This is a genomic window from Vibrio sp. 1CM24A (genome assembly GCF_023161725.1).
Taxonomy (GTDB): domain Bacteria; phylum Pseudomonadota; class Gammaproteobacteria; order Enterobacterales; family Vibrionaceae; genus Vibrio; species Vibrio coralliirubri.
The window spans coordinates 441,968-466,571 of the sequence record NZ_JALNTS010000003.1; the positions used below are offsets into that span (position 1 = coordinate 441,968).

24 protein-coding genes are annotated in these 24,604 nt (G+C 45.0%); 19 read left to right on the forward strand and 5 right to left on the reverse strand.

What is annotated here, in order from left to right; translation table 11 throughout:
- Nucleotides 1-33 precede the first annotated feature (33 nt).
- From lafA to MSG38_RS09580, 10 genes are all read left to right on the forward strand, one after another.
- The gene (gene lafA, locus MSG38_RS09535; RefSeq protein ID WP_048610097.1) at nt 34-870 is read left to right on the forward strand and encodes a lateral flagellin LafA; all 837 of its coding nucleotides are present in this window, start codon (nt 34-36) and stop codon (nt 868-870) included.
- 95 nt (nt 871-965) lie between these two features.
- On the forward strand, nt 966-2,288 hold the full coding sequence (fliD, locus tag MSG38_RS09540) for a flagellar filament capping protein FliD (protein ID WP_050651140.1): 1,323 nt from the start codon (nt 966-968) through the stop codon (nt 2,286-2,288).
- 10 nt (nt 2,289-2,298) lie between these two features.
- Entirely contained in the window at nt 2,299-2,703 is a 405-nt protein-coding gene (gene fliS / locus MSG38_RS09545; RefSeq protein WP_048610093.1) for a flagellar export chaperone FliS, read from the forward strand.
- Nucleotides 2,687-2,986 carry a hypothetical protein gene (locus MSG38_RS09550; protein WP_059017864.1) on the forward strand — a complete coding sequence of 100 codons (300 nt, stop codon included), beginning with the start codon at nt 2,687-2,689 and terminating at the stop codon, nt 2,984-2,986. Before fliS ends, MSG38_RS09550 begins: the two co-directional genes overlap by 17 nt.
- A gap of 41 nt (nt 2,987-3,027) precedes the next feature.
- Nucleotides 3,028-4,287: a flagellar hook-length control protein FliK gene (locus tag MSG38_RS09555; protein ID WP_248401695.1), complete on the forward strand. Its 1,260-nt coding sequence runs from the start codon at nt 3,028-3,030 to the stop codon at nt 4,285-4,287.
- A 2-nt stretch (nt 4,288-4,289) separates the two neighbouring features.
- Nucleotides 4,290-4,724, forward strand: a complete 435-nt coding sequence (locus MSG38_RS09560; protein WP_105058585.1) for a flagellar biosynthesis sigma factor — start codon at nt 4,290-4,292, stop codon at nt 4,722-4,724.
- A gap of 9 nt (nt 4,725-4,733) precedes the next feature.
- Nucleotides 4,734-5,441 (forward strand): sigma-70 family RNA polymerase sigma factor, encoded by a 708-nt coding sequence (locus tag MSG38_RS09565; RefSeq protein WP_050651137.1) that lies wholly within the window; start codon nt 4,734-4,736, stop codon nt 5,439-5,441.
- The gene (gene motA, locus MSG38_RS09570) at nt 5,429-6,301 is read left to right on the forward strand and encodes a flagellar motor stator protein MotA (RefSeq protein WP_048610084.1); all 873 of its coding nucleotides are present in this window, start codon (nt 5,429-5,431) and stop codon (nt 6,299-6,301) included. The genes MSG38_RS09565 and motA overlap by 13 nt, the downstream gene beginning before the upstream one ends.
- Before the next feature lie 10 nt (nt 6,302-6,311).
- Entirely contained in the window at nt 6,312-7,280 is a 969-nt protein-coding gene (locus tag MSG38_RS09575; RefSeq protein WP_081090177.1) for an OmpA family protein, read from the forward strand.
- A gap of 381 nt (nt 7,281-7,661) precedes the next feature.
- Entirely contained in the window at nt 7,662-8,381 is a 720-nt protein-coding gene (locus MSG38_RS09580; protein ID WP_082242635.1) for a lytic transglycosylase domain-containing protein, read from the forward strand.
- Nucleotides 8,382-8,447: 66 nt separating this feature from the next.
- On the opposite strand, the gene MSG38_RS09585 is transcribed toward MSG38_RS09580, so the two are convergent.
- The 3 genes from MSG38_RS09585 to MSG38_RS09595 form a co-directional block, all read right to left on the reverse strand.
- Nucleotides 8,448-10,070, reverse strand: a complete 1,623-nt coding sequence (locus MSG38_RS09585) for a phosphoethanolamine--lipid A transferase (RefSeq protein WP_050651135.1) — start codon at nt 10,068-10,070, stop codon at nt 8,448-8,450.
- Nucleotides 10,071-10,301: 231 nt separating this feature from the next.
- Nucleotides 10,302-10,886 carry a porin family protein gene (locus MSG38_RS09590; protein ID WP_248401696.1) on the reverse strand — a complete coding sequence of 195 codons (585 nt, stop codon included), beginning with the start codon at nt 10,884-10,886 and terminating at the stop codon, nt 10,302-10,304.
- A gap of 248 nt (nt 10,887-11,134) precedes the next feature.
- Nucleotides 11,135-11,719, reverse strand: a complete 585-nt coding sequence (locus MSG38_RS09595) for a porin family protein (protein WP_086968972.1) — start codon at nt 11,717-11,719, stop codon at nt 11,135-11,137.
- Between the two features lie 342 nt (nt 11,720-12,061).
- On the opposite strand from MSG38_RS09595, the gene MSG38_RS09600 reads away from it, so the two are divergent.
- Entirely contained in the window at nt 12,062-12,601 is a 540-nt protein-coding gene (locus MSG38_RS09600) for a hydrolase (protein WP_248401697.1), read from the forward strand.
- 52 nt (nt 12,602-12,653) lie between these two features.
- Complete coding sequence (locus MSG38_RS09605; protein ID WP_059017847.1) at nt 12,654-13,196, forward strand: AAA family ATPase; 543 nt, start codon at nt 12,654-12,656, stop codon at nt 13,194-13,196.
- Between the two features lie 124 nt (nt 13,197-13,320).
- Here MSG38_RS09605 and MSG38_RS09610 read toward each other — a convergent pair whose 3' ends face one another.
- Both MSG38_RS09610 and MSG38_RS09615 read right to left on the reverse strand, forming a co-directional pair.
- Nucleotides 13,321-14,184: a MurR/RpiR family transcriptional regulator gene (locus tag MSG38_RS09610; protein ID WP_017062019.1), complete on the reverse strand. Its 864-nt coding sequence runs from the start codon at nt 14,182-14,184 to the stop codon at nt 13,321-13,323.
- A 194-nt stretch (nt 14,185-14,378) separates the two neighbouring features.
- The gene (locus tag MSG38_RS09615) at nt 14,379-15,653 is read right to left on the reverse strand and encodes an amino acid deaminase (protein WP_248401698.1); all 1,275 of its coding nucleotides are present in this window, start codon (nt 15,651-15,653) and stop codon (nt 14,379-14,381) included.
- 176 nt (nt 15,654-15,829) lie between these two features.
- On the opposite strand from MSG38_RS09615, the gene MSG38_RS09620 reads away from it, so the two are divergent.
- The 7 genes from MSG38_RS09620 (at nt 15,830) to MSG38_RS09650 (ending at nt 24,569) form a co-directional block, all read left to right on the forward strand.
- The gene (locus MSG38_RS09620; protein WP_248401699.1) at nt 15,830-17,263 is read left to right on the forward strand and encodes a D-aminoacylase; all 1,434 of its coding nucleotides are present in this window, start codon (nt 15,830-15,832) and stop codon (nt 17,261-17,263) included.
- A 104-nt stretch (nt 17,264-17,367) separates the two neighbouring features.
- Nucleotides 17,368-17,760: a RidA family protein gene (locus MSG38_RS09625; protein WP_017065166.1), complete on the forward strand. Its 393-nt coding sequence runs from the start codon at nt 17,368-17,370 to the stop codon at nt 17,758-17,760.
- Between the two features lie 206 nt (nt 17,761-17,966).
- A complete protein-coding gene (locus tag MSG38_RS09630) occupies nt 17,967-19,481 on the forward strand; it encodes a sodium:solute symporter family protein (RefSeq protein ID WP_048610233.1) in 1,515 nt (504 codons plus the stop codon).
- A 92-nt stretch (nt 19,482-19,573) separates the two neighbouring features.
- Nucleotides 19,574-20,521, forward strand: coding sequence for a sugar kinase (locus MSG38_RS09635; RefSeq protein ID WP_248401700.1), 948 nt, complete (start codon nt 19,574-19,576; stop codon nt 20,519-20,521).
- A 20-nt stretch (nt 20,522-20,541) separates the two neighbouring features.
- On the forward strand, nt 20,542-21,171 hold the full coding sequence (locus tag MSG38_RS09640) for a bifunctional 4-hydroxy-2-oxoglutarate aldolase/2-dehydro-3-deoxy-phosphogluconate aldolase (RefSeq protein ID WP_248401701.1): 630 nt from the start codon (nt 20,542-20,544) through the stop codon (nt 21,169-21,171).
- A 174-nt stretch (nt 21,172-21,345) separates the two neighbouring features.
- Nucleotides 21,346-22,041, forward strand: coding sequence for an oligogalacturonate-specific porin KdgM family protein (locus MSG38_RS09645; protein WP_017111229.1), 696 nt, complete (start codon nt 21,346-21,348; stop codon nt 22,039-22,041).
- A gap of 77 nt (nt 22,042-22,118) precedes the next feature.
- Nucleotides 22,119-24,569: a family 20 glycosylhydrolase gene (locus tag MSG38_RS09650; RefSeq protein ID WP_248401702.1), complete on the forward strand. Its 2,451-nt coding sequence runs from the start codon at nt 22,119-22,121 to the stop codon at nt 24,567-24,569.
- The last annotated feature ends 35 nt before the right edge of the window (nt 24,570-24,604 follow it).

Consider the following 24,604-nt stretch of genomic DNA (forward strand, 5'->3'; position numbering starts at 1 on the left):
TAGTGAACAGCAAACACAGATGGGGAACATCAGATGGCTATATCAGTACATACAAATTACGCAAGCTTAGTGACTCAAAATACATTGCAGTCGACCAACAGTGCATTAACCAAATCCATGGAAAAACTGTCTACCGGCTTTCGAATTAACTCAGCTGCCGATGATGCGGCAGGCCTACAAATTGCTAACCGCTTGGAAGCTCAATCACGCGGGATGAATGTAGCAATGCGTAATTCTCAGGATGCGATTTCTATGATGCAAACTGCAGAGGGGGCCTTTGACGAGATGACCAATATTGCTTATCGAATGAACGACCTAGCCGTTCAGTATGCAAATGGGACTAATTCTACAGCAGACCAAACTGCGATTGATGTTGAGTTTAATGCGCTCAGTGATGAGTTAGCTAACATAGCGTCGAATACAAATTTTGGTGGTACCAATTTGCTCACTACAGGTAGCTTTGGTGCCGGTGCGGTTGTGTTTCAGATAGGTACCTCATCAACGGAAACCTTATCGGTTGATGCATCAACTGAAGTCGGTGCGGTGACAGGTCACGCACTAGCTGCTGGTGGCGGTGCTTTAAGTGCAGCATCTAATATTGATGCTCTATCTGGTACAGGTGGTCTTATTGAGCTGTTGGGTACTGCGCGAGCAGAGTTCGGTGCGAATATTAACCGTCTTGAACACACTATTACCAACCTTGGCAATATGACGGAAAACTTAGAGTCTTCTAAAGGTCGAATCATGGATACCGATTTTGCCTCTGAGTCTGGAATGATGAGCAAGCAGCAAATGCTCATGCAATCGGGTGCTTCTATGCTGAGTGCATCGAAGATGGTGCCTCAATTAGCGATGAGCCTATTGGGCTAGTTTGAGTAGCAATTATTTACTCAGTAGCGGCTATATATTAGTCGAGTAGCAGGAGGGTAGAGCTGTACCTCCTATACGAGTTAAGGGGAAGAGTTATGAACGTTGATGCGGTTCAGTTAGCTAGCAATTTTGCTAGTCTAGATGTGCAGCCTTTTGAGTTGCGCTATACCCAAAAGTTGTCAACGATTACCTCAAAGACCTCTGCGATTGGTAAAGTTAAAACGGCCCTTCAGTCGCTTGAAGATAAAATTTACGAGTTTACTCAATCTGGGTCCAGCCTAACTCAAACGTCAACCTCGACATCGAGTGATGACTATTTCTCTCTCTCCGTCGACTCTGGTGTGAATGACATCAACTTAGATGTTTTTGTGCAACAGATGGCTTCCAATCATCAAGTAGTTTTTGATGCCAACTCGGTCGATTCAAATGATGTTATGGCGTCGGGAGGCGTGTTTTCTGTCACTCAAGGCGGCGTTACTACAGACATCAACATTATGGATGCAGACACTGACGTAAGTGGTGATGTTACGTACAGCGAGTTTGTAAGTTACTTCAATGATCAATTTGACGGTTCTATTCAAGCCACTCTCGTTAAGTCGCAAGGGTCGATGAAAGTGCTGTTTGGTTCTGAAAATGAAGGCGCTGACGCTGCTTTTACTTTGTCTGCAGATGCCGCCAGCGGTTGGGATACGGTGGTGGCAGCAGCAAGCGCCGCACCAATGCAAACAGCCCAAGATGCGGTGATCGCACTCGGTGGCGAGTTTGGCACTCAACTTACTAATTCAAGTAATACCTTTGAATCACTCATTGATGGCGTTGACCTTACGGTGACTAAATCGAACAACAGCGGAGATTCAGCAACAAAGATTGAAATTGGCGATGATCTTTCCGCCACGGTCGCTTCCTTACAAGAATTTGTTGATGCCTATAACAGCGCTGTTACTGAGATCACTAACCTAACCGCTTCTGGTAATGAGGATGAGACAAGGGGCGTATTGGCTTCGGATAGCGCAGTGCGCAGCATCAAAAACCAACTGGCTAGCGTTATACGTGATGACTACAACGGTACTCGCTTGTTTGAGTTAGGACTTGAAATCGACCGCGATGGCAAACTTAGCCTCGACTCCAGCAAATTTGAAAGTGCGGCAACGACGGTCGATTTTGAAACACTATTCACTGGAAGCGGTGGAGTCTTTGAAGCTTTTGAAAGCAAACTTGAAACCTATATCGACTTCTCTAACGGCTCCCTGAGTCGACGAATAGATACGCTCGATAATGAAAAGAGCCGCATTAATGACGCCTTAGCGGCGCTCGACACTCGCTATGAGACTTACTACAACCGCTACCTGTCTCAGTTTACTCAACTGAACTCACTCAGTAGTCAATTGGATTCGGTATCTGGACTTTTCACTATCTAAGGAGCAACACATGCTTTTAGGGAAACAGCAGCAAGCCAACTATGCCAATGTTCAAGTGACGGCTAATGCTTCAGTGTCGTCGAGCTTTGAATTGATTTGTATGTTACACGAGCGACTGATCCAAGAGTTAGAAAGTGTCAAATTTTCAATTGAAACCAAAGACTTGGAGCTCAAGTCTAACGCAACGCAAAAATCGATTGATATCTTAGTTGGGCTCGATGCATCTCTGGATTTATCGACTGGGGAAGAGCTTATCCAAAATATACACGCCTTGTATGAGCACGCCATTGCGACTGTATTTGAGGCGTCGAAAGAGATGAATACCGAACTTATCGTTAAGTTGATTGGTGTCGTGACCGATCTGAAAGAGGGATGGGAAGGAGCAATGGAGTGGCTTGATGAAGCCCAATCCTAAACAGGTAGAACGTCTTGTTAGTAAGTTAGAGGACGCAGCAAATCGCAAAAAATTTGCTGAGATCGTGAAGCTTAATCTGTTGGTGAAAAAGGTGCTGCTAGAGGTTGAACAGTCGCACCCTGATTATGTTGCTATCGTTAGGCGACTTAAGTCGGCTCATGAGCAATGTCGAATCTTAGTGACTCATGAGCAAGCCTTATTAAAACAGCAGCTTAGTAACAATATCAGTCTACGTGAACGTGACAAAGCCTATGCTCAGACACAGGTCAGAGCGGGAGAGTAATTATGGAATTACAAGCACAAACGTCGTCTTATAGGAGCAGTTTGGATTTACTGTCGACGGCAAGTCCTTCAGTGAAAAGTAACACCGCGAGTACGTTAGCGACGCCTATAGCTTCTGAAACCTTAGCCTCTGAAGCTTTAGCTTTTGAACCATTGGCTTCAGAACTAGGCGAGATACGTATGACGCCGCTTGCGCAGTCTTTTCAGTCGCTATTTTCGGTGCTTGATCAGGTGAGTTCGTCTATGTCTGCAATTTCTCCAGATTCCGCTTTGATACCTAATATGAGTGTCTCTGAAAGCACGGCTAGTTTTTCTCATTCGGTACTTTCTTACTCACAACTATCTAATCCTGAACTATTGAGTCCTGAGTTTGATACTACTCACTCTCACTCACCTCTAACTCGATTGGAGGCATCAGGGGAAGGGTTGAATTTGGGTGATAGAGCTGTGGTGCAGTCACTCGACTCGCCACAAGATCTCGTGCAGCAGTCACAGGTTCAACTGCCGCAGTTAAGTACGATTGCTCATTTTGTTACCCAGCAGTTGGAATTGATGAATCAAAGACGGGGAGCGGGTTCTGAATTCAGTTTAAAGAGCAGCTCGCTATTATCTTCTAAAGGAGTGGATCATTCAGGGGCTGATTGGCAAGCGAGCGCGCCTTCATTTTTTGGTCACACACCTAATAGGTATACCAGTTCAGAGTTGGCCTTGTCGTTTAATCATCAGCTAGCCAGTTCAATGTTCAATGCCACTCCAGCAAGCCTCAAGTTAGGGGCTACTTCCACCACTCCATTGTTAATGGGGCAGCCGATAATTGAAGCGGTTAATGCTACCAGTGATGGCAGCTATGTTAGGGCTTCGGCTCCGATGGTAGAGGCGACCAAAGAGCTCAGCTTAGAAAGTCAAAGGCAGATACATCAAGTATTGAGGGATAAAATCCAGCTTCAGTTCGACACGTTAAATCAGGCCGCGCGAATACGTTTTGATCCACCTGAGCTAGGCAAGGTAGAGATGTACATTCGCATGGAAGGTGACAAAGTAAATATCCAAATGAGTGCATCATCGGCGCTAACCAGAGAGGCGATCTTAGCGACATCGGAGCGTTTGCGACACGAATTGATTTCGCAAAATTCAGAGTTGTCTGAGGTGAACATTAGTCTTGACCAACCTAGCCACCATCAACCTGAGTCGAAGCAACAAAATCAGCCGTTCGAACAAGAACGCCTATCCTCTAGTGATGCTCATACGCAAGATCAACCCGAGTATGTACTGGAATACCAAGCATATATTGCGAGGGTCTGAACATGATTAAAGTTTTCATCACCTTTGCTTTAACTCTCGCATTATGTGTGACCGGATTTTGGTTTTATCAAACCAATCAACTGAATATGGGACTGTTGAATTCATGGTTAACCCCAAGTGAGCCAGAACCGGCTCCAACGCAACAGATCGAGGTTCAGTTAGAAAATGTACTCGTACCGATTAACCTAGGTAATCGACAAAGCCTGCTGTTGCTGGATGTCTCTATGTTTACGCCGGAGCGGAACAGTGGTTACGTGCACGAGCAGCTCAGTCGAATCAAAAATCGAATCATAAAAAAATTCAGTGTGAAGGAGGCGTCTTACTTCTATAACAAGCAGTTTATTTATGTCATTCAAGACGATTTAAAGGACGATTTGGACGAGTTACCCAGCTTACAAGTGGGTGATGTGCTTGTGACGAAAGCGGTATTTCAATAGGTCGTCATCATGTTAATGCAGCCTAAATATCAACATACCCAAACCGATGACCAGGCGACGCTACAGGAGCTCGAGAAGTTGGTATTGCAGCAAAACATTAAGTTGATTAATGGGCTGCTGTATCAATATCGCTATGCGGTTGATGAGGGGACGTTTGAGGACCTTAAACAAACCGCCATGATGACCTTAGTGATTGAACTGAGAAAGTTTGACCATGTTGCAAATGATGATTTTCGCCGTGCCGTTGCGGTGCGCATTCGTGGTGAATTGATCGATGAATTGCGTCGACGTGACTACATGGAACGTGATAAACGCCAGCTCGTCAACCGCATCAAACATGCCGAGCGGCAGTTACTTCAGCAACTCGGTAGGGAGCCAACCAGTAATGAAGTCTGTCGACACTTAGGGGTAGAAGCGGATGATTACCAGCAAGCCATGACCCTCGTGGATGTCTTTGATGATATCGAGTTGGAATCTGTAGTTACTGCAGTGCCCGAAACCGATAAAGAAGTATTGTTTAACGAGGTGAAGCTGGTACTGAATTCACTCCCAGCAATGGAACAGCGGATTTTGTATCTGATTTACGTGAAGAGCTTGAGCACCAAAGAGACGGCGTTAGTCCTCGATATCAATGAGATTAAGGTTCACAGGCTCAAACATCGAGGCTTAGACATTCTCAAAAGCAGAATTAAGGAGAGTGATGTATGCAAAAGTTAATCGGCATTGTTGTCGTATTAAGTGTGATTTTTGGTGGCTTCATTTTCCTTGGTGGTAAGTTTGAGTTCATCTTTAAGCTGTCAGAGATCATCATTATTTTTGGTGCAGCCTTCGCTAGCTTGCTGATGTCTACGACCTCTTCAACCCTCAAATTGATGGTGCAACAGATTGGTATTGCGTTTCGCTCTACTCCTTACAACAAGGACTATTATCAGCAGTTACTGTCTTTGATGTTTGAGCTGATTAATACCGCGAGAGTGAAGAACATCAAAGCGTTGGATATTCATGTTGAGAACCCGGAATCGAGCAAGATTTTCGCGAAGTATCCTCGAATTACCAAAGACGCGTTAACCACACAATTCATTATCGATTCATTTCGTCAGGTGATTACGGGCAAGCAATCTCAGCATTTGCTCGAGGCTTTTCTTGAAGAAGAAATCGAACATTTGGAAGACGAATATACTAAGCCGTCGGAGAAGCTACATGCCACTGCTGAGGCGATGCCAGGGTTAGGGATCTTAGCGGCTGTGATGGGAATAATCCTCACTATGCAGGGGCTGGATGGTGAGATAACCGAAATTGGCAAGAACATTGCTGGCGCATTGGTGGGTACCTTCACTGGCGTTTTTGGGTGTTACTGTGTGTTAGGTCCGATGTCGAGCAGCATTAAAGATGTGTCTGAGAATCAGCTCGCACCACTGTTTTGCGTTAAGTCGATATTGTCAGCTTATGCTCAAGGCCAGTCGGCTCACATGTGTGCTAATGCAGGTCGAAAAAATATCGAGACTCGCTACAAACCATCATTTGTTGAACTTGAAAAGGCGGTTGAAGTGTTAAGACAACAGCCGTCATCAAGTTAAGGAGACGATGATGCAGCAACCTCAAGTCATTATTCAGAAAAAAGGTCGCCGTAAGCGCAATGAACTGCAACATGGTGGTTGGAAGGTCGCAATGGCGGATCTGATGATTTCGTTGATGTGTCTCTTTTTGGTGCTGTGGATTTTGCAGGTGGTGGATGTGGATGATCAGAAGAAACTGCTTAACTACTTTGCTTACGGAAATGATCCAATCATGCACCTAGGTACCAGTGAAAGTGGTGGTAATTCCATAAACCCATTGCCACTGCCTCATGTCGCGACCTCTCACTATGATGCCGATCTTCATCGAATTAATGATACCTCAGTGTTAGAAGGCGAGTTTAATAGCCAACAGGAGCTTGAATTGCTGGCACAACGTATAACCCAAGAGCTTTCAGGTATTGATGCATTAGGTAGTGTCAGTGTTTTCGTTACGCCTCAGGGAGCCAAATTGGTGATTGCTGATTCAGACAAAGGGCCGATGTTTTTCCGAGGCGGAGCTAAAGTGACGCCATTTTATCAAGACCTGTTATTGAACCTCGCAAGGCTACTCGAAAAAATCGAGAACAAGATGATCATTACTGGTCACACAGATGCCAGTCGTTATAAGGGTAGCCGCATGACGAACTGGGAACTATCAAGCAATAGGGCAAACAGCGCGCGTTACTATCTCAATAAAGGGGGGCTTCAAGAGCACCATATCTTTCAGGTCACGGGTATGAGTGATACCGCCCCTGTTGACTATGAGAATACGAAATCTGGAGTCAACCGTCGTATAGAGTTGTATATATTGACCGCAAATACCCTAGAGCAGCTGAATAAAGTCTATAAGTCGTTTTCGATAGGCAGTGCCACAAGAGCTTCTCCACTTGGTCAGCACGAGTTGGATAAGGTGTTGCCCGACAGTAAGAGAAGGGCGGTTAGACAAGCGGAGTTGAACCAACCTGTCACTTCTTTTGAAGTGCTAAGTCGTTATGACTGAATCAATCAACGTCATGTTTAATTCACGGAAGTGCCTGGCTTGGTTAGTGCTCATTGATTACATTTTAATAGGCTATTACGTCTATTTAGCGACGAGTTTGCTGTATTTCGATGTTTTTATCGTAGGTTTGCTGATTGCTATCTACAATATTTTGCTAGTCATGTTTATCGTTCAACAGCCACAAGGTTTTATCTCTCTCGAGAAGGATAAGCATTTAGTTATTCCCATTTGTTTCGCGGTATTTTTGGGTTGTACCATCGTGGTATTAACCTTTTTTTGGTGAGCCTTTGAGTGAACAGATTTTTAGGTGTGCTTCTAATACTGAAGGTAGGGTTGGGGTTTAAACAAGGATAAAGGACAATACGATGATGGAGCGATGTTTTGGCTAAAGGCTTTGGCTTTCAACTTCTGGTGCACTGGTTTTTAGGACTGGTGTTATTAATTATGTGCTTTCAAAGTAGCTCCAGTTATGCGCAAAACCGTCCATCCCAAAATGTCATCCAACCCCATATAAACACGCTTAAACCATACCAAAACCAAATACTGAAAAAGCTAGAAGAGTTCGACCCACTGGTTAACGAAATCTTTAGACAGCTTACCGAGCGGTCTTTACCTGATAGCTTTGTGTTGGTGCCTATGCTGGAATCTTCGTACAACTCCAATGCTATATCCCCCGCTAAGGCGGCAGGCTTATGGCAGCTGATGCCTGCCACTGCTGAAAGGTTTGGCTTGACGGTTAATGACAGGCAAGATCAAAGGTTTGAGATTGAACCTAGCACTCATGCGGCGATGCAGTATATCGATTTTTTATATCGTAAGTTTGATGGTGATATTAACCTGACTCTTGCGGCATATAACGCTGGAGAAGGACGGGTACAACGAGCAGTAAAAAAGGCGGGTAGTCGGCAGTTTTCCGATTTAAGGTTACCCAAAGAGACGGTTGACTATGTACATCGTTTTTACGCCCTGTTGGTGTTAGTGGATGTTACTTCACTCAAACAGAATACGGTTGCTCCAATGTGGTTATTTGCCAGTGAAAGTTACTGGCAAAGTACTCCTTTGGTTAACTTGACTCCTTTGCCGCCATTGATTTCGCTGTAATGGTAGCCGAATGGTGCTTATGTAAACGAACCTTTGGAAATTAATTTACATAAGTCACCTATAAAACTAGCGACACGCAGCAAAAATATCTTGGTTCTCTCGGTATTCTTTGGTTTGTACATCCATTAGGCCAAGCAAAGAGTCGAACAGGTTGTCTTGGGAGAAGCTCTGTTCTTTGCCTGCCTTTCTCAAGCAGGTTTGGTTTATCCCTTTCTGCTCGGCAAAATCATCAGACATCCACATGATCATAGGCACATGGGTTTGCTCTTTCGGTGCCAATGAATAAGGCATGCCATGTAGGTAGACGCCGTTTTCCCCTAAAGATTCACCATGATCGGAAATGTACATCAGCGCCACATTGTACTTATCGGTGAGTTTCTCTAGCTTTTGCATAGCCCGTGAGAGAAAGAAATCCGTGTACAAGATGGTGTTGTCGTAGGTGTTAACCACTTCCTCTTTGGTGCAGTTTTCAATATCTGCACGAGGGCAATCAGGCGTAAATTTCTTATGTTCTTCTGGGTAACGTTCAAAGTACGTTGGGCCGTGAGAACCTGCAATATGATAGAAGATGATGCTATCTTGCTTGAGATCTTGCGTATCTTGTTCGAAGTTCTCTAGCATCGCTGTGTCGTAGCATACGTCGTTATTACACAATGGGTCGCTGTCTTTGGCGACGAGCGTCATCTCTTTGATTCGGTGCGCGACCGCCTTGTCTCCACCATCATGTTCTCTCCAGATAGAGTGAATGCCCGCGCGGTTCATAATGTCGACCACGTTATCTTGGTTGTAGGCTTTGTCGCGATCATAGTTGCTGCGATTCATGTTCGAGAACATGCACGGTACAGAAACCGCGGTGGCTGTTCCGCACGACTGAACATCAGAGAAAAATATTGGGTTATAAGGCTTGGTATGAGCGTTGGTTTCTCTCTCATAGCCATAATATTGGTAGTTATACACGCGAGCGGTTTCGCCAAGCACAAACACCAATAAGGTCGGTTTGGTGGCCGCTTTTGCTTGTGGTTTGAGTTGAGCATCTAACCCCAATTCTTGATAGGGGATGGGCTGTTTGATGTAGGTGTTATTGATGTATTTGACTGTTGATGCCACATACTCGGTCGGAATGATCATCTTTTTGATGTGCGAGTTATTGCGACCAATCGATACGTAATCTTTGTAGAAAAGCCCGGCAATAATCGCAATGACGATCAAGGAAGAGAGCAAGCCAATCGATTTCCAGACAAAGAAATCTTTCCAAGACTCTTTTTCAAGTTTGGTAAACAACAGGATGAGTGATGGAATACCGCCCATAGCCAGTAGCCATAAGATCGAGTGACCACTGATATAGCTGGCTGCTTCACCGCTATTGGTCTCAAACACATTCTCTATCATGCCGTAGTCGACGAATATGCCGTAATTGAACATGCTGTAGCTGACTAAGGTGGAGGTGATCAGCAATAAGATGAAAAACGGCTTAGAGAAGATAGGCCAGTTGAAGACTTGGAAGATGAAATTAAAGGCAGCAAGGAAGAAGATAGGAATGGAGATAAGAAACGCAACGCTTTCAGATTTCGATGCCTGAACAATACTAAACAGTTCTTGGGAGAGAGGTAGGTTGACGACAAGCAGATAATACACGGCCAACACAAAAGGCAGCTTGTTTATCGACATGTTTAAGCTTGGTAGATTCATAGGTCTTGTTTTCCTGCGTCTCTTATCCCTTATTTTAGTCTCGATACCAAGAAAGCTCTAATATCAACGCATAAAGCTCAATAAGTGATGGTGAGCGATAAACTGGCTAAAGTGAAATGACGCGATAGGGCGTGTAGAAACAAAAATTCACTTTACTGAGTGACCTTCATGACAAGGTGGAACAGCAAAGTGAATTAGTATGTTCAGCTTATTCTATGTGGTTCAATCACATTAGAAGTTGTATGAACCACCGAAGCTAATGCTGTTGAAGGCAAGCGTGTGGTCACCAGCTGATATCTGAGAGTTACCAAGTTGGACCGTGTCGTCTACGCTTACTGCATCCGCTTGCGAGATCAAGCGTAGCGTTAGGTGTTCGATTGGCGTGTATTCAACACCTACACCAAAGTGGAAACCTGTACCGCTATCATCAGCGTAACCAGCACTCTTATTTGCGTTTAGGTCAACAGAGCTTAAACCTGCTAGCACGAATGGGCGGATTGTGTTGTCGAACGTATAACCTAGGTTTGCTGATACAGAAATAGACGTTGGCGACAGCTTTTCAGCGCTATTTTTGTAGTTTGCGTAATCTGTGTAGCCAAGTTCAACACCAACGATGCGGTTGAATTGGTAGCCGCCGTATAGGTTGTAGCCCATGCCATCTGAATCTAAGCTACCGTGGCCGTCTGTATCAGAATCTTGGTAGACACTAAGTCCGCCACCAATGTATGCACCGCCATCAGTACCTGCAGCTAAAGCTGGAAGAGAAACTGCGCTGATTAAGCCCAGTGCTAATGCTGATTTTGTTATCTTGTTCATCTTTGTTACTCACTCTGTCATGTCTTCAAATGTGATTGTCGGTCACTGTCGATTTTTAATCGTTGTTGGTTTTTGGCCTCTCGACCGTTGTTGACAATTATCCCTGAGTCTTTTGCTCATTACTGTATGGCTTTGTAAGCTGAATCGTTACATAGATACAAAAATTCACTTTACTGTGCTGCCTTATCACAGGGCAGAGTAGCAAAGTGAATTTGAGCTACTTACGACGTAGTCGTTTGGGGAGAATATTAGAAGTCGTATGAACCACCGAAGCTCACACTGTTGAATGCTAAAGTATCGCTACTGTATGTCTTGCCACCAATCGTATTATCTACACTTACCGCATCAGCCTGAGAAATAGCTCGAAGTGTTAAGTGTTCGATAGGTGAGTATTCAACGCCGACGCCAAAGTGGAAGCCAGTGCCGCTGTCATCATCAAACCCTGAACCACTACTTGCGTTTAGGTCTACGGAACTCAAACCTGCTAATACGAATGGTCGAATGGTATTGTCGAATGTATAACCGAGGTTTGCTGATACAGAGATAGACGTCGGTGATAGGTCTTCGTAGCTATTTTTGTAGTTTGCGTAATCGTTGTAGCCAAGTTCTACGCCAACGATACGGTTGAATTGGTAACCGCCGTATAGGTTGTAGCCCATGCCGCTAGAATCCAGACTTGGCGCGCCATCAGTATCCGAACCTTGATAGACGCTCAGCCCGCCACCTACGTATGCGCCACCATCGATACCTGCTGCAAAAGTTGGAAGTGAAACTAAACCGATTAAGCCGAGTGCTAATGCTGATTTTTTCATGATAATACCTTGTTTACTCATCCTGTGATGCAAATCACGGTATCGCTGATAATTGATTTATAAAACCCTCACAAATGAAACCTATTTTTTCATTGATATCGTGATTGTCTTCGGTCCTTGATTTATCAAGGGGTAACAGAAAATTTTTTGGTTATATTGTTTATAAATAAAATTCATATATTGACAAATGGTTAAATTTGCTAAATAAAACGATGTTTTTTAAGGTTGGAGTGAGCTGGGGTTTGTTTAAATTTTTGAAAAATAAAACATAATAAATATCGTATTTGTTCTATTGTAGTATTTATTTCGGTGTTATTGAGAACAAAGCAGTACGCTGATTCTAATGATGACAAGGAGAGTTGGATGTTAAACAGAGCAAGCACAGGTTTGGTGGTTGTGGACGTGCAAGGTAAGCTCGCACGCCTTGTTGATGACAGTGATGTGCTGATTGCTAATTGCGGAAAGTTGGTTCAAGGAGCGCAGGTTTTGGGTCTGCCAATTATTCGTTTGGAGCAGAATCCAGAGAAGCTAGGTGCTACGGTCGACGAGCTGAATGACCTGCTGAGCGATGTTAATCCGATACCAAAATTTACGTTTAACGCGTGTTACGAACCCAAGTTTGTTGAGACTGTTCAAGCCAAGGATGTAGAGACTTGGTTGGTGTGTGGCATTGAGGCTCATATTTGTGTCTATCAAACCGCAATGGGGTTGTTAGATCTTGGGTACAAGGTTCAGGTAGTTGGCGACTGTGTTAGTTCGCGAACAGCACTTAACAAGGATCTGGCAATCCGTCGACTAACCGATGCTGGTGCCCAAATTACGGGATTAGAAATGAGCTTATACGAATTGGTGAAACATTGTCGCGCACCAGAATTTAAGCCGATCCTAGCCTTAATTCGTTAACTTGGGTTTCGTTAAGGCCCGATTCGTTATTTTCCCTTTTGAAGAGGTTTGTTTGAATAATCTAATCGTATTTACCGGTGGCCCGGGATCAGGAAAAACCTCGGTTATCGATGCGTTAAAAAGTCGCGGCTATCGCTGCGCACCAGAGGTTGGACGTAAAGTCATTCAGTACCAAGTAGCACGACAAGGGAGTGCCTTGCCATGGTTAGATAAAGTAGCCTTCCGTGACGAGATGGTGCGAGAAGAGTTAGTTAATTATCAAGTGTTTGAGGCAAGTGAACAGCCGGTTTTCTTTGATAGAAGTATCGTAGATTCATACGGTTACAGCTTGTTGGAAGCTTTGCCGATTTCTGAATCTCTGTTGAATCAATGCAATGAGCTTGAATACAACAACAAGGTATTTATCTTCCCGCCATGGGATTCGATTTTCATCAATGATGAGGAACGTAAGCAGGATTTCGATGAAGCGATCGCCACTTACGAAAAGATGGTGACAGCCTATAACCAATTCGGTTATCAGTTGGTGGAAGTGCCCAAGTTATCTGTAGAGGAAAGAGTCGAGTTTATCTTAACTTCAATTGATTCAGGCGAGTGATTTCTAGAAAAACACAACGAAAAGGCCCCGGAGTAACGACTCGATGGAGTGAATACTGCGGGGCTTTTTTATTCAGATTCATTTTGCGGTGATTTAGCAGCGAGGAGCTTAGTCGCGATAACGTTTAATCACCGAGAGGCTGTCTGTCGCCCCCACCTCGGTAGGAATCTAACGCAACCTTCAAGCGACGCAGCTTGTCGCGAGAGCGATTCTTATGATTGACTGCGATCCCCATAGAAAGCACATCCACTAACGCCAACATTGCGTAGCGAGAAGCCGACGGTTTGTAGATGAAGTCAGTTTCCATATGCTTGATGGGTAACAAGATATCGGCAATCTTTGCCAGCGGTGTATCTTGTGGCGTAATCGCGATGATCTTAAGTCCATACTGCTTAGCCAGCTCTGCGGTTTCAGTGATCACAGGCGTGAAACCGGTCGCGGAGATCATCACCATCACGTCATTAGCATCTGCTGTCGCGGCAACCATACGTGACATTAAGCCATCGTTGTACGACACCACGGGATAGCCCAAACGGAACAGTCGGTGTTGCAGCTCTTGAGAAGCGATGGTCGAGCCACCACCCATGCCGATAGCGATGATCTGTCTGGCGTTATGCAGCCAGCTGACTGCGGTTTCAACGTCTTGCTCTTTGAACAAGGTGCGGTTGATGTCTAGGCTCTGCTTGATCGATTCGTAGATACCTTGATAACCCGTTTGGTCAACCGGTTCGAGAATAAAACGTTGGCCGACTGTCAGTGTTTGAGCAAGCTTTATCTTCATATCACGTACGTTGCTACAGCCGATAGCCTTAGCAAAGCGCGTAATGGTAGCTTCACTCACTTGAGCGCTTTCAGCAAGCTCTGTGATGCTGGCATTGGCTGCAAAATCAATGTCGTCCATGATCAGCTTAGCGACTTTTTTCTCTGCATCACGAAGAGCGGGAAAACGCTCCGTTATCTGTGAAATGATATCTACTTCTAAACTCAAGAATCCTGATCCTTTGTTGATGGGGCTAATTGTTATTACCTAGTTATTAAGAATCTAGCTCGTAAGAAGCAAGCTCTTTAGCTCTTTAGCTTTTTAGTCATTTAGCTATTGAGCACTAATCCATTAAAAACTAAGCCTTAGCCCCGTTAGTATATCTTATTGCTTCGCTGATTCTAGCTTATTGAAAAATCGAACTAGAAGCAGGTTTCCACCCAGTTTGTTACCTGATGGTCGTCATCGCTGATGGCAATGTAGCACCACTTATCGAAGGTTAAACACGGGTGTGAGGTTGAGAATGCAATCATGTCGCCCACTTCAATCTCACAAGTGCCGTCCGTTTCAACAAAGGTATGTTGATCCATCACGGCGGTAGCAGTCAGCCCTTTCACTGAGATTGCTTCGCCATTGCGATAGCCGCGCTCGGCAATAGGTAAGCCTGCATCGAACGCCACATCACGTTTGCCTAGCCCAACCACTAATTTGGTCGGTTCTGGGCGAGAGATTACATACGCCCATACTTCAAGTGCCGATTCTAAATCACCACCCAATTCACATGCGTAACCTTGGTTTGCTTGGGCACGTTGTAGCACTTTGCTTTGAGCGTCTAGGTAGATACCTGTGTCGTGAATGGCATAACAGCCCGGGCGGATGATCGCCAAGTAATCGGTTAGGTTCGCTAAACATTCTGCAACCACGTCATACCAAGCAGAGCCGGCACCCGTGATGATAGGTTGCCCTGCAATTAGGCCATCTGATGCGAGGCTTTCGACCGAAGTCAGCGCCTGTTTCAAGAAGGTGCGAATGTCTTGTTCTGCGTTGTCACCGTGAATCACACCTTCATACACCTCAATACCCGCGAGCGAAAGGGCAGGTGTGTCTTGGATGGTTTGAGCCAGCTCTAGAACTTCTTCCGGTGAACGACAACCACAGCGACCGCCCGGTACACCAAATTCGATCAGCACTTTTAGCGTCTGCTTTGTATTAGCGAAATATTGGCTAAGTTGCTGCACGTTTACCGATGAATCCACACAACAGTAAAAGTCGACATCAAATTCACTGATCAGCTGTTCAACGATCGCCATGTTGGTTTTACCCACCAACTGGTTGGCCATGATGATTCGTTTTGCACCCGCCATAGCGGCAACTTCTGCTTGTGCAGGTGTCGCTACTGTAATACCCCAAGCGCCATTTTCTAGTTGTTGGCGGAAAAAAGCAGGGGTCATTGATGTTTTGCCATGCGGTGACAATTTAACCTGATGGTGATCGGCGAATGATTGCATCCAATTTAGGTTATTGGCTAAGGCGGATTGTTTGATAATTGCTACCGGAAGCGAAATATCTTCATCAACCAGTCGGTAAATACCGTTCTCAGATTGTGATACTGCTCTCCCTTTTTGGCCTTTTTCAGTCAAGACGAAACTATCTTTTTGATACTTTATAACATCTTTTTGTGTAGGGTTATGTTTCATTGCTGATTCCTAACATGATTTAAGTTGTTGTTATTTAATGTTTAAATATATCTTCAATCTACTTTGTGGTAGAAACTATCACACAAATTAAAATATTATGTGTGTTTTGTCACTGAAAATAATCGGCTGGATTCTTAATATAGCTCCATCAACACAGTGGATTGAGAGAGTGAAAAATGTTGTTCGATACGATAATCAAAAATGTAGAGGTGTTTGACGGCACCGGCGAACAATCGTTTTGTGCCGATGTAGCAATCCTTGATGGAAAAATCGCCGAAATTGGTCAAATCGATCACGAAGATTGTGGCCAGTTGGTTGAGGGAGCAGGCTTAGCATTGGCTCCTGGATTTATCGATGTACATACACATGACGATACCAACGTAATTCGTTACCCAGACTGCCTACCTAAGATCAGCCAAGGTGTGACAACCGTGATTGTTGGCAACTGTGGCATCAGCGCATCGCCAACGGTTTTGGCTGGCGATCCACCTGACCCAATGAATCTTTTAGGTGCGCAGGCTGATTTTAAATACCCAACTTTTGCCGCGTATGCACAAGCGGTAGAGCAAGCTCAACCCGCAGTAAACGTAGCTGCGTTAGTGGGCCACACCACACTGCGTAACCAAGTGATGGACGACCTACAACGCACGGCAAGCGAAGATGAAATTGCAGCGATGCAAAGCAACCTTGATTTAGCGATGGCGCAAGGTGCATTAGGTTTGAGTTCAGGTCTGGCTTACGCAAGTGCGAAACAAGCGAATGCCAACGAAGTGATGCAGTTAGCAAAGGTACTGTCTAGCCACGGCGGCATCTATACCACACACATGCGTACCGAATTCGAAGAGATCTTAAGCGCGATGGAAGAGGCGTTTGAGACAGGACAATACGCGAAAGTGCCAGTTGTCATCTCTCATCTTAAATGTGCAGGTGCGGGCAACTGGGGCAGAACCGTTGAAGTACTTGATTTGATGGACAAGGTTTCTGAGCACCAAGATGTGTCTTGTGACTGCTACCCATATTCAGCGAGCTCTTCAACACTGGATTTGAAACAGGTGACGGATGATTTCGACATCTTCATCACTTGGTCTGAAGCAAAGCCAGAACATGCAGGAAAAACGCTTAAGCAGATTGCTGATCAAATGAATCTACCTCTGATGGATGCGGCGAAAGCACTTCAACCAGCGGGTGCGGTGTATCACTGCATGGATGAGAATGACGTAAAGCGCGTTTTGAAATACAAATTAACCATGGTCGGTTCTGACGGTTTGCCAAATGACCCGCATCCACACCCAAGACTGTGGGGCACCTTCCCGAAAGTATTGGGTCACTACTGCCGAGATGAAAAACTGTTCTCGTTGCCAGAAGCGATTCACAAAATGACCGGAATGTCTGCAGAGCGTTACAACTTAGCGGGCCGAGGCGAAGTTCGCTGCGGTGCATTTGCCGATTTAGTTTTATTTGATCCAAAGAATATTAAAGACACAGCAACATTTGAAAATCCTATTTCAGTTGCTGAGGGAATAGAAAGCGTATTTGTAAATGGTGAGTTAACTTACCAGCAAGGAAAAGTGAAAAATAATCGTTCAGGCGTTTTTATTTACCGAAACTAGATTTTAATTATCAAATTAAATTTACGGTAAATATAAAAACGACGAATTAATTTAAATATATTGGAACAGAACCAATATTATCTATAAAGAAGTGGAGTTAAAAAATGACTATTAAACGTTACGGTGTTGAAGGCGGTACAGGTACAGGCGGACAACATTTACCATTTGCACGCGCAACTGAAGCGGGTGGTTTCCTATACGTTTCTGGCCAGACACCGATGACAGATGGTGAAGTGGTTGAGGGTGGCATTGTTGACCAGTCTCGCCTAGCGATCCAAAACTGTGTCGATATCATGACTGAAGCGGGCTACGGCCTAGAAGACGTAATGCACGTAAAGGTTGTGCTAACAGATTCTCGTTACTTCCAATCTTTTAATAAGGTATTCAAAGAGTTCTTCGGTGCTAACCCTCCGGCACGTATCTGCATGGTCTGTGACCTAGTGGTAGACGTGAAAGTTGAAGTAGATGTGACTTGCTACCGCGCTGATCGCGTTTAGTTATAACCTAATCACAATAACCTACTTAGAGAGTATTAGGGGGTAAGCATCCCTGTTATTATCCTTTAATACTCTCACCCTACATTTATAAAAATTACTTTAATTAAAAATATACAAAACCAATAAAGTAATTATATGAAATATAAAATGAATGAATCATAAATAAAGTTCAGGAATGAACTTAATATTTCACTGAGAGGTGTCAAATGAACAGCACACTTTTTCTTACAGGCTTCGGCGTGTACGTATTATTTTTAATTTGGTTAGGCTGGTTTGTCTCGCGTAATCAAAAATCTGGCGAAGATTTCTTATTAGGCGGCCGTGGCCTGCCATTATTCTTAGTTCTGGGTACAACCGTCGCGACTATGGTCGGCACGGGCTCAAGTATGGGTGCGGTTGGCTTCGGCTACGCGAATGGTTGGGCAGGTGCTCTGTACGGAATTGGCGGTGCTATCGGCATCCTATTGCTAGCCCTTTGGTTTGCTCCGGTTCGTAAACTGAACTTCATGACCATGAGTGAAGAGCTGGCTTACTATGTTGGCGCTAACCGAATCGTGAAAAACGTGGTTGGTCTGCTTATCTTTATCGCGTCAATCGGTTGGTTAGGTGCGCACATTCTAGGTGGCGGCATGTACCTAGCGTGGATTGCTGACATCGACCTTAACCTTGCGAAGATTATTATTGCTGCGGCATTTACTATCTACGTGGTGATCGGTGGTTACACAGCGGTTGTGTGGACCGATACTATCCAAGCTATCATCCTTTTTGCTGGTTTCATCTTGATGGCGGTTATGTCTGTGGATCACATCGGTGGCATGGATAACCTTTACGCTGCGATGGACCCTGCTGCTACGAGCTTTTTAGCAATCGATAAACTGGGCATTCTTCCTGCTGTTTCTTTGGCTGTAGTTATCGGTGTGGGTGTACTGGCGACGCCTTCATTCCGTCAACGTATCTACTCTGGCAAAGACGTTAAAACCATTCGTCGCTCATTTGTGGCATCGGGTGTGTTGTACCTTTTCTTCTCTATCATCCCTGCAATCATTGGTATGGCTGCACACGCAATCGACCCATCATTGGATAACCCGAACTACTCGTTCCCTTACGTAGCTGCAACGGTTCTTCCGGTTGGCGTTGGCATGATTGTTCTTATCGCGGGTCTTTCTGCAACCATGTCGAGTGCAAGCTCAGATGCGATTGCGGGCGTGTCTATCTTACTGCGTGACGTTTACGTGATGTTCACAGGCCGCGTACCAAACAAAGAGTCGATGCTGAATTACTCTCGCTTGGCACTGATTGTGGTGATTGGTTTTGCATTGCTGTTCGCACTGACGTCGAACGACATCATTGGCTACATCACGAAGATGATTTCAACGGTAATGTCGGGCATGTTCGTGTGCGGTATGTTGGGTAAATTCTGGAAACGCTACAACTGGCAAGGTGCGCTTGCAACGCTAGCCGGCGCTTCTGTAGCTTCATTTGTAGTGATGCTAAATGCTGATTACACGGCTTTCTGGGGCAACCCTGTGATTCCTTCATGTCTGTTTGCTCTAGCAGCTGGTGTGGCAGTGAGCCTATGTACTCCGGCTAACCAAGTAACACCAGAAATGGCAAAAGCGATTCTTGATGATGAACGCGCTCTGATGGAGATGGAAATGTCTGATTCAGGTGTAATTGAAGAAGACGCGGCACCTCAACGCCCTGCTAATCAAACAAGCTAAATCTGGTCTCCACAACTGGTTTGCTTAATTCAGGCCCTGCTTAACGGTAGGGCCTTTTCTAAAGTCAATTATCTCTATTTTTAGGAGCGGCTATGTCAGCATCTTCTCTGTTCAATATTGCTTTCTTCGGCGAATGTATGGTCGAAATCAGCGGCTCTCCATTAACCAAAAAATTTGGCGGCGACACGCTCAATACCGCGCTTTACTTTTCTCGCTTAACTCAACATCAAAACTTGTCTGTTCATTACGCGACGGGTTTAGGTAGTGATGAACTGTCTCAGAACATGATTGATAGTTGGCAGCTAGAAGGTATTCAAACCAATTTCGTTGAACGTATCCCAAACAAGTTACCCGGTTTATACATGGTCGAAACCGACGAGACAGGTGAGCGACATTTCCACTACTGGCGCAACGACGCGGCAGTAAAATCTTACTTTCAAATCGATAACTTAAACAAGCTTGAAATCGCTCTGACAGAGAAGCAAGTCGACGCGATTTACATCAGCGGTATTAGTATCGCGATCTTGGATGATGCCTCTCGTGAGCGTTTATTCAAAGCCATTAGCGTGTTCTCAAACCAAGGCGGTAAGGTGATTTTCGATAACAACTATCGCCCACAGCTTTGGAGTACAGAGCAAGCTCAACACTGGTACGCCAAGTTACTGCCATTGGTAGACATCGCACTGATTACCGAAGACGACGACCTGCTGGTTTGGGGTAACTCTGAGAGCGTTCAACAACGCTGCCTTCGTTTAGGTTGCCACGAGATCGTTATTAAACGTGGTTGTGAGCCATGCAAGATTGTTCAAGTTGAACAAGACGATGTTGTTGAGAGCTATGTATCAGCGACTCGTGTTTCTAATGTGGTCGACACCTGCGCGGCGGGCGACTCATTCGCAGCGGGTTATTTGGCGGCGCGCCTTACTGGTGAGAGCGCCATCGACGCTGCTGAACTTGGCCACCAACTGGCTTCCACTGTTATCCAATACTCTGGCGCCATCATCCCCGTGAGCGCTATGAGCAAACTGATTAAAAAATAAAATTAAAAAGCGGAATTATTATGTCTCAAGAAATGATCAACAAACTTAAGCAATTCAAAGTTATCCCTGTTATCCAAATCAATAAGGTGGAACACGCGATTCCACTGGCAAAAGTGTTAGTAGAAAATGGCTTACCCGTTGCTGAAGTAACATTCCGTACTGAAGCGGCAGCAGACGCGATTCGTGCAATGCGCGATGCCTATCCAGAGATGTGTATCGGTGCCGGCACAGTATTAACGTCAGCGCAGATCGACCTTGCGAAAGAGTCGGGTAGCGAATTCATCGTGGCTCCGGGCCTGAATCCAAACACCGTAAAACGCTGCCAAGAAATCGGTATTCCAATCGTTCCGGGCATAAACAACCCAAGCCAAGTAGAGCAAGCGTCAGAGCTTGGCCTTAACTTCTTGAAGTTCTTCCCAGCAGAAGCGTCTGGTGGCATCAACATGGTGAAATCTCTGCTAGCGCCATACGTTGATGTGTCTTTGATGCCAACGGGCGGTATCGGGAAACACAACGTCAATGATTACCTAGACGTCGATCGCGTGGTGTGCTGTGGCGGTACTTGGATGGTATCTCCGAAGATGATCGAGAACGAACAGTGGGACGAGATCGCGGCATTGGTTCGTGAAGCAGTTGAAATGGTGAAATAGTTAAATTTAGCTTTTATTAAAATAAATAGTAGCTACTGAATATGAGCAGTAGCTATAAATAAACCTTGTACAATCTAAAAATTAATAAGAAATAAAACAGGTAGTCTCCGAATTTACATCTTTCTGCATGTATCAATGTGCGGTGGGTTTTTATAATCATAATATCGGTGAACTATGAAAAAATTACTTCCTTTAACACTACTAGCATTATTACCAATGACCTCAACTGCCGGAGGTTATGTCGATTTAAGGGCAGAGTATCGAAGTACGACAGATCAGTATCGAAGTCGTTTTATTGTTGGTCACCATTTTGATAATGGGTATGGTTTAGAAACACTGACGAATGTTCGACATGCAGCAGGAGCGTATGACGAAACGAAGGTGATTAATACTGAGTTTACCCATTATTACACCTATGCCATCAATGACAATTTTATGCTGAACCCTGGCGTAGTGATGAATTTTCAAGGCTCAAATACCTTCTTGATGCCTTATCTAAAGCTTAATTACAACTTTGACAATGGTCTCTTTGTCCATGGTCGTTATCGTTATGATTTTTCGACCGAAGCTTTAGTGAATGACTATGGCAATGAAGAGACAGCAAAGCGAAACCGTTATGATATTTGGACGGGATACAATACAGACAAATACATGATTTCGTATGCCTTTACGTATTTCGATCAGATTACGCATCATACGACAGAGCTTGCAACCGGCGATCTAAATGCCCGCGAGCATACCGTCAAAGCAGTCTACAAATGGAAACCAACAGTGAGGCCATACGCTGAAGTGGTTGATGCGGATACGGTGCAATCTGAAAATGATAAAACGGATTGGCGTTTCCGAGTTGGTGTTAATTTCTCATTCTAAAACAACATAGCCTAGTTATTTTTGTGAATAGGCTCTGATAAATAAAATACAATGAAAGTTATATAGGAAAATTAATAATGAAAAAAACTATATTGTCACTATTGATATCCGGTTCAGTAGTGTCCCCAATGGCGTTAGCAATGGCTCCAAATACCGATCTAAATTTAATGCCGTACCCACAAACGGTCGAGCTGCAAGCTGGGCAAGTTAAGGTCGACGGTAACTTCAAGGTTTACATCCAAGGCTTTAACTCTGACCGTGTTGAATACACGGCGAAACGCTTTATTGATCGCCTTGAGCGCCAGACGGGTGTTCCGATTCTAAACTGGCAGGTGGATAGTGCAGACCAAGCGAACCTGATCATAGATATCGACGCAGCACCAAAATCTGAAGTACAAAATATCGACTCTGTAGAGTCCTACAAAATTACCACTCAGGGTGAACAGATCACTTTGAGCTCTCCAAGCCCATACGGCACAATTCACGGCATTGAAACTCTTTTGCAGCTCGTTGAAACGACAGCGACTGGCTACCACATTCCTGCCGTAACCATTGTCGATGAGCCTCGCTTCCGCTGGCGTGGTGTTTCTTACGATACGTCACGTCACTTCATTGAATTTGATGTGCTGATTCGTCAGTTAGATGCGATGGCGTCGGCGAAGATGAACGTGTTCCATTGGCACTTCTGGGACGATCAAGGCATTCGTATTCAAACTGAATCATGGCCGCGTTTGTGGTCTGAAACCGCTGATGGTAATTACTACACCAAAGACCAAGTCCGTTACTTAGTGGAATACGCGCGTAACCTCGGTATTCGTGTGATTCCTGAAGTCTCTCTGCCGGGTCACTCTTCTGCGGTTGCTTATGCTTACCCGCGTTTGATGTCGGGCGGTGAAGGTCAAAGCTATGAGCAAGAGCGTGGTTGGGGCGTGTTTGAGCCATTGATGGATCCATTGAATCCAGAGCTCTATGAAATGCTGGGCGATGTGTTTGATGAAGTGACCGAGCTGTTCCCAGACGAGTATTTCCACATCGGTGGCGATGAGCCGAACTATGCGCAGTGGAAAAACAGCGAAAAGCACCAACAGTTCATTGAAGAGAATAATATCGATGGCGAACGCGGCTTGCAGTCTTACCTCAATGTAAAAGTTGAGAAGATGCTCGAAGAGCGCGGTAAGAAGATGACCGGTTGGGATGAGATTTGGCATAAAGATCTGCCGACTTCGATCGTGATTCAAAGCTGGCAAGGGCACGACAGCATTGGCCGTGCGGCAAAAGAGGGCTACCCAGGTATACTATCTACCGGTTACTACCTAGACCAACCTCAGCCGACTAGCTACCACTATCGCAATGATCCAATGCCAAGTGGTATCACGGTTGATGATAAGCTGCACAGTGGCGAAACGTTCGTGACGTATCAATGGCAGAAGCCACGTTCAAAAGGCGGCCCACGTAAGGGAACGCTGACTATCATTGAAGCGAAAGACGGTACTTTCCGTGCGTTCAGTGATTACAACGGTAAGTCTCGCGAAGAGATCTTCATCCTTGATTATGTGCCGGGTAAAACCTTTGTCGGTCACTTCGATAACTTCATGTCGTATACTGAATTCAACTTGAATCTGAATCCAAATGGGTTTGCTGGAGGCAGCTACCAGTTGATTGGTAACGTGCGTTGGCCAACCACAGGGGAAGTGATTGCGAGCAGTGATGTTGAAGGCAGCGTGATTCCAGAGCCAAATGGCGGTTACCCTGCAGAATTAACGGACAATGAAAAAGAACTTATCCTAGGTGGCGAGATCACTATGTGGCTAGAGAACAAAGACAGCCTCACAGTAGAAAACTATCTATGGCCGCGTAGTTACGCTATTGCAGAGCGTTTCTGGTCTGATGCAGAACTGACGGACGAGCGCAGCATGTACAAGCGCATGAAGGCAATGGACACATGGTCTGAAGTATCGGTTGGCCTACGTCATCATGCGGATGCCGACATGTTGTTAAAACGCATTGCCAAAGGCCAAGATATTCACGACCTGCGCGTGCTAGCGAAATACACTGAGCCAGCACAGTACTACGCGCGTAACTGGGAGAAGTGGAACTCAACTGAACCTAAGGGCACTTTATACAGCCAATACGAGCGCTTAAACCGCTTCGTTGATGCGCTGCCAGTCGAAAGCTACGCCGTGTATGAGATGCAAGACTTGGTCAATGAAGTCGCGACAGGCAATCAACAAGCACTAGAGCAACTTGCTGGGCATTATCAGCAAGCTAAATCGGCTGCACTTGCCGCTGAAGCAATCTTCTCTGGTAACGTGTCTTCGGTCGATACCGTGGTGGTTGCTGAGAAAACCGTCGAAGTTGCAGATTTAGCGTTAACCTTGATTGCTAAAGCACAAGCAGGCGAGAAAGTAAGAGAAGCCGACGTGAATGCCTACCAAGCGATACTGTCTGATTCGGCGAAAATCTATGATGAATCAATCATCGCGATTGTTCGTCCAACAGAGCGACTGTTGAAGCAGCTAGCTGAGTAAGTCGCTAACTGATTAGCTGATAAGTCACACGCCAA

Bases quoted from the DNA above. Each gene is read 5' to 3' on its own strand.
- MSG38_RS09590 (WP_248401696.1), bottom strand. From the start codon at position 10,886: ATGAACAAGATAACAAAATCAGCATTAGCACTGGGCTTAATCAGCGCA.
- MSG38_RS09595 (WP_086968972.1), bottom strand. From the start codon at position 11,719: ATGAGTAAACAAGGTATTATCATGAAAAAATCAGCATTAGCACTCGGC.
- MSG38_RS09645 (WP_017111229.1), top strand. From the start codon at position 21,346: ATGAAAAAATTACTTCCTTTAACACTACTAGCATTATTACCAATGACC.
- fliS (WP_048610093.1), top strand. From the start codon at position 2,299: ATGCTTTTAGGGAAACAGCAGCAAGCCAACTATGCCAATGTTCAAGTG.
- MSG38_RS09565 (WP_050651137.1), top strand. From the start codon at position 4,734: ATGTTAATGCAGCCTAAATATCAACATACCCAAACCGATGACCAGGCG.
- fliD (WP_050651140.1), top strand. From the start codon at position 966: ATGAACGTTGATGCGGTTCAGTTAGCTAGCAATTTTGCTAGTCTAGAT.
- MSG38_RS09625 (WP_017065166.1), top strand. From the start codon at position 17,368: ATGACTATTAAACGTTACGGTGTTGAAGGCGGTACAGGTACAGGCGGA.
- MSG38_RS09575 (WP_081090177.1), top strand. From the start codon at position 6,312: ATGCAGCAACCTCAAGTCATTATTCAGAAAAAAGGTCGCCGTAAGCGC.
- MSG38_RS09550 (WP_059017864.1), top strand. From the start codon at position 2,687: ATGAAGCCCAATCCTAAACAGGTAGAACGTCTTGTTAGTAAGTTAGAG.
- MSG38_RS09630 (WP_048610233.1), top strand. From the start codon at position 17,967: ATGAACAGCACACTTTTTCTTACAGGCTTCGGCGTGTACGTATTATTT.
- motA (WP_048610084.1), top strand. From the start codon at position 5,429: ATGCAAAAGTTAATCGGCATTGTTGTCGTATTAAGTGTGATTTTTGGT.
- MSG38_RS09560 (WP_105058585.1), top strand. From the start codon at position 4,290: ATGATTAAAGTTTTCATCACCTTTGCTTTAACTCTCGCATTATGTGTG.
- MSG38_RS09650 (WP_248401702.1), top strand. From the start codon at position 22,119: ATGAAAAAAACTATATTGTCACTATTGATATCCGGTTCAGTAGTGTCC.
- MSG38_RS09640 (WP_248401701.1), top strand. From the start codon at position 20,542: ATGTCTCAAGAAATGATCAACAAACTTAAGCAATTCAAAGTTATCCCT.
- MSG38_RS09620 (WP_248401699.1), top strand. From the start codon at position 15,830: ATGTTGTTCGATACGATAATCAAAAATGTAGAGGTGTTTGACGGCACC.
- lafA (WP_048610097.1), top strand. From the start codon at position 34: ATGGCTATATCAGTACATACAAATTACGCAAGCTTAGTGACTCAAAAT.
- MSG38_RS09585 (WP_050651135.1), bottom strand. From the start codon at position 10,070: ATGAATCTACCAAGCTTAAACATGTCGATAAACAAGCTGCCTTTTGTG.
- MSG38_RS09615 (WP_248401698.1), bottom strand. From the start codon at position 15,653: ATGAAACATAACCCTACACAAAAAGATGTTATAAAGTATCAAAAAGAT.
- MSG38_RS09600 (WP_248401697.1), top strand. From the start codon at position 12,062: ATGTTAAACAGAGCAAGCACAGGTTTGGTGGTTGTGGACGTGCAAGGT.
- MSG38_RS09635 (WP_248401700.1), top strand. From the start codon at position 19,574: ATGTCAGCATCTTCTCTGTTCAATATTGCTTTCTTCGGCGAATGTATG.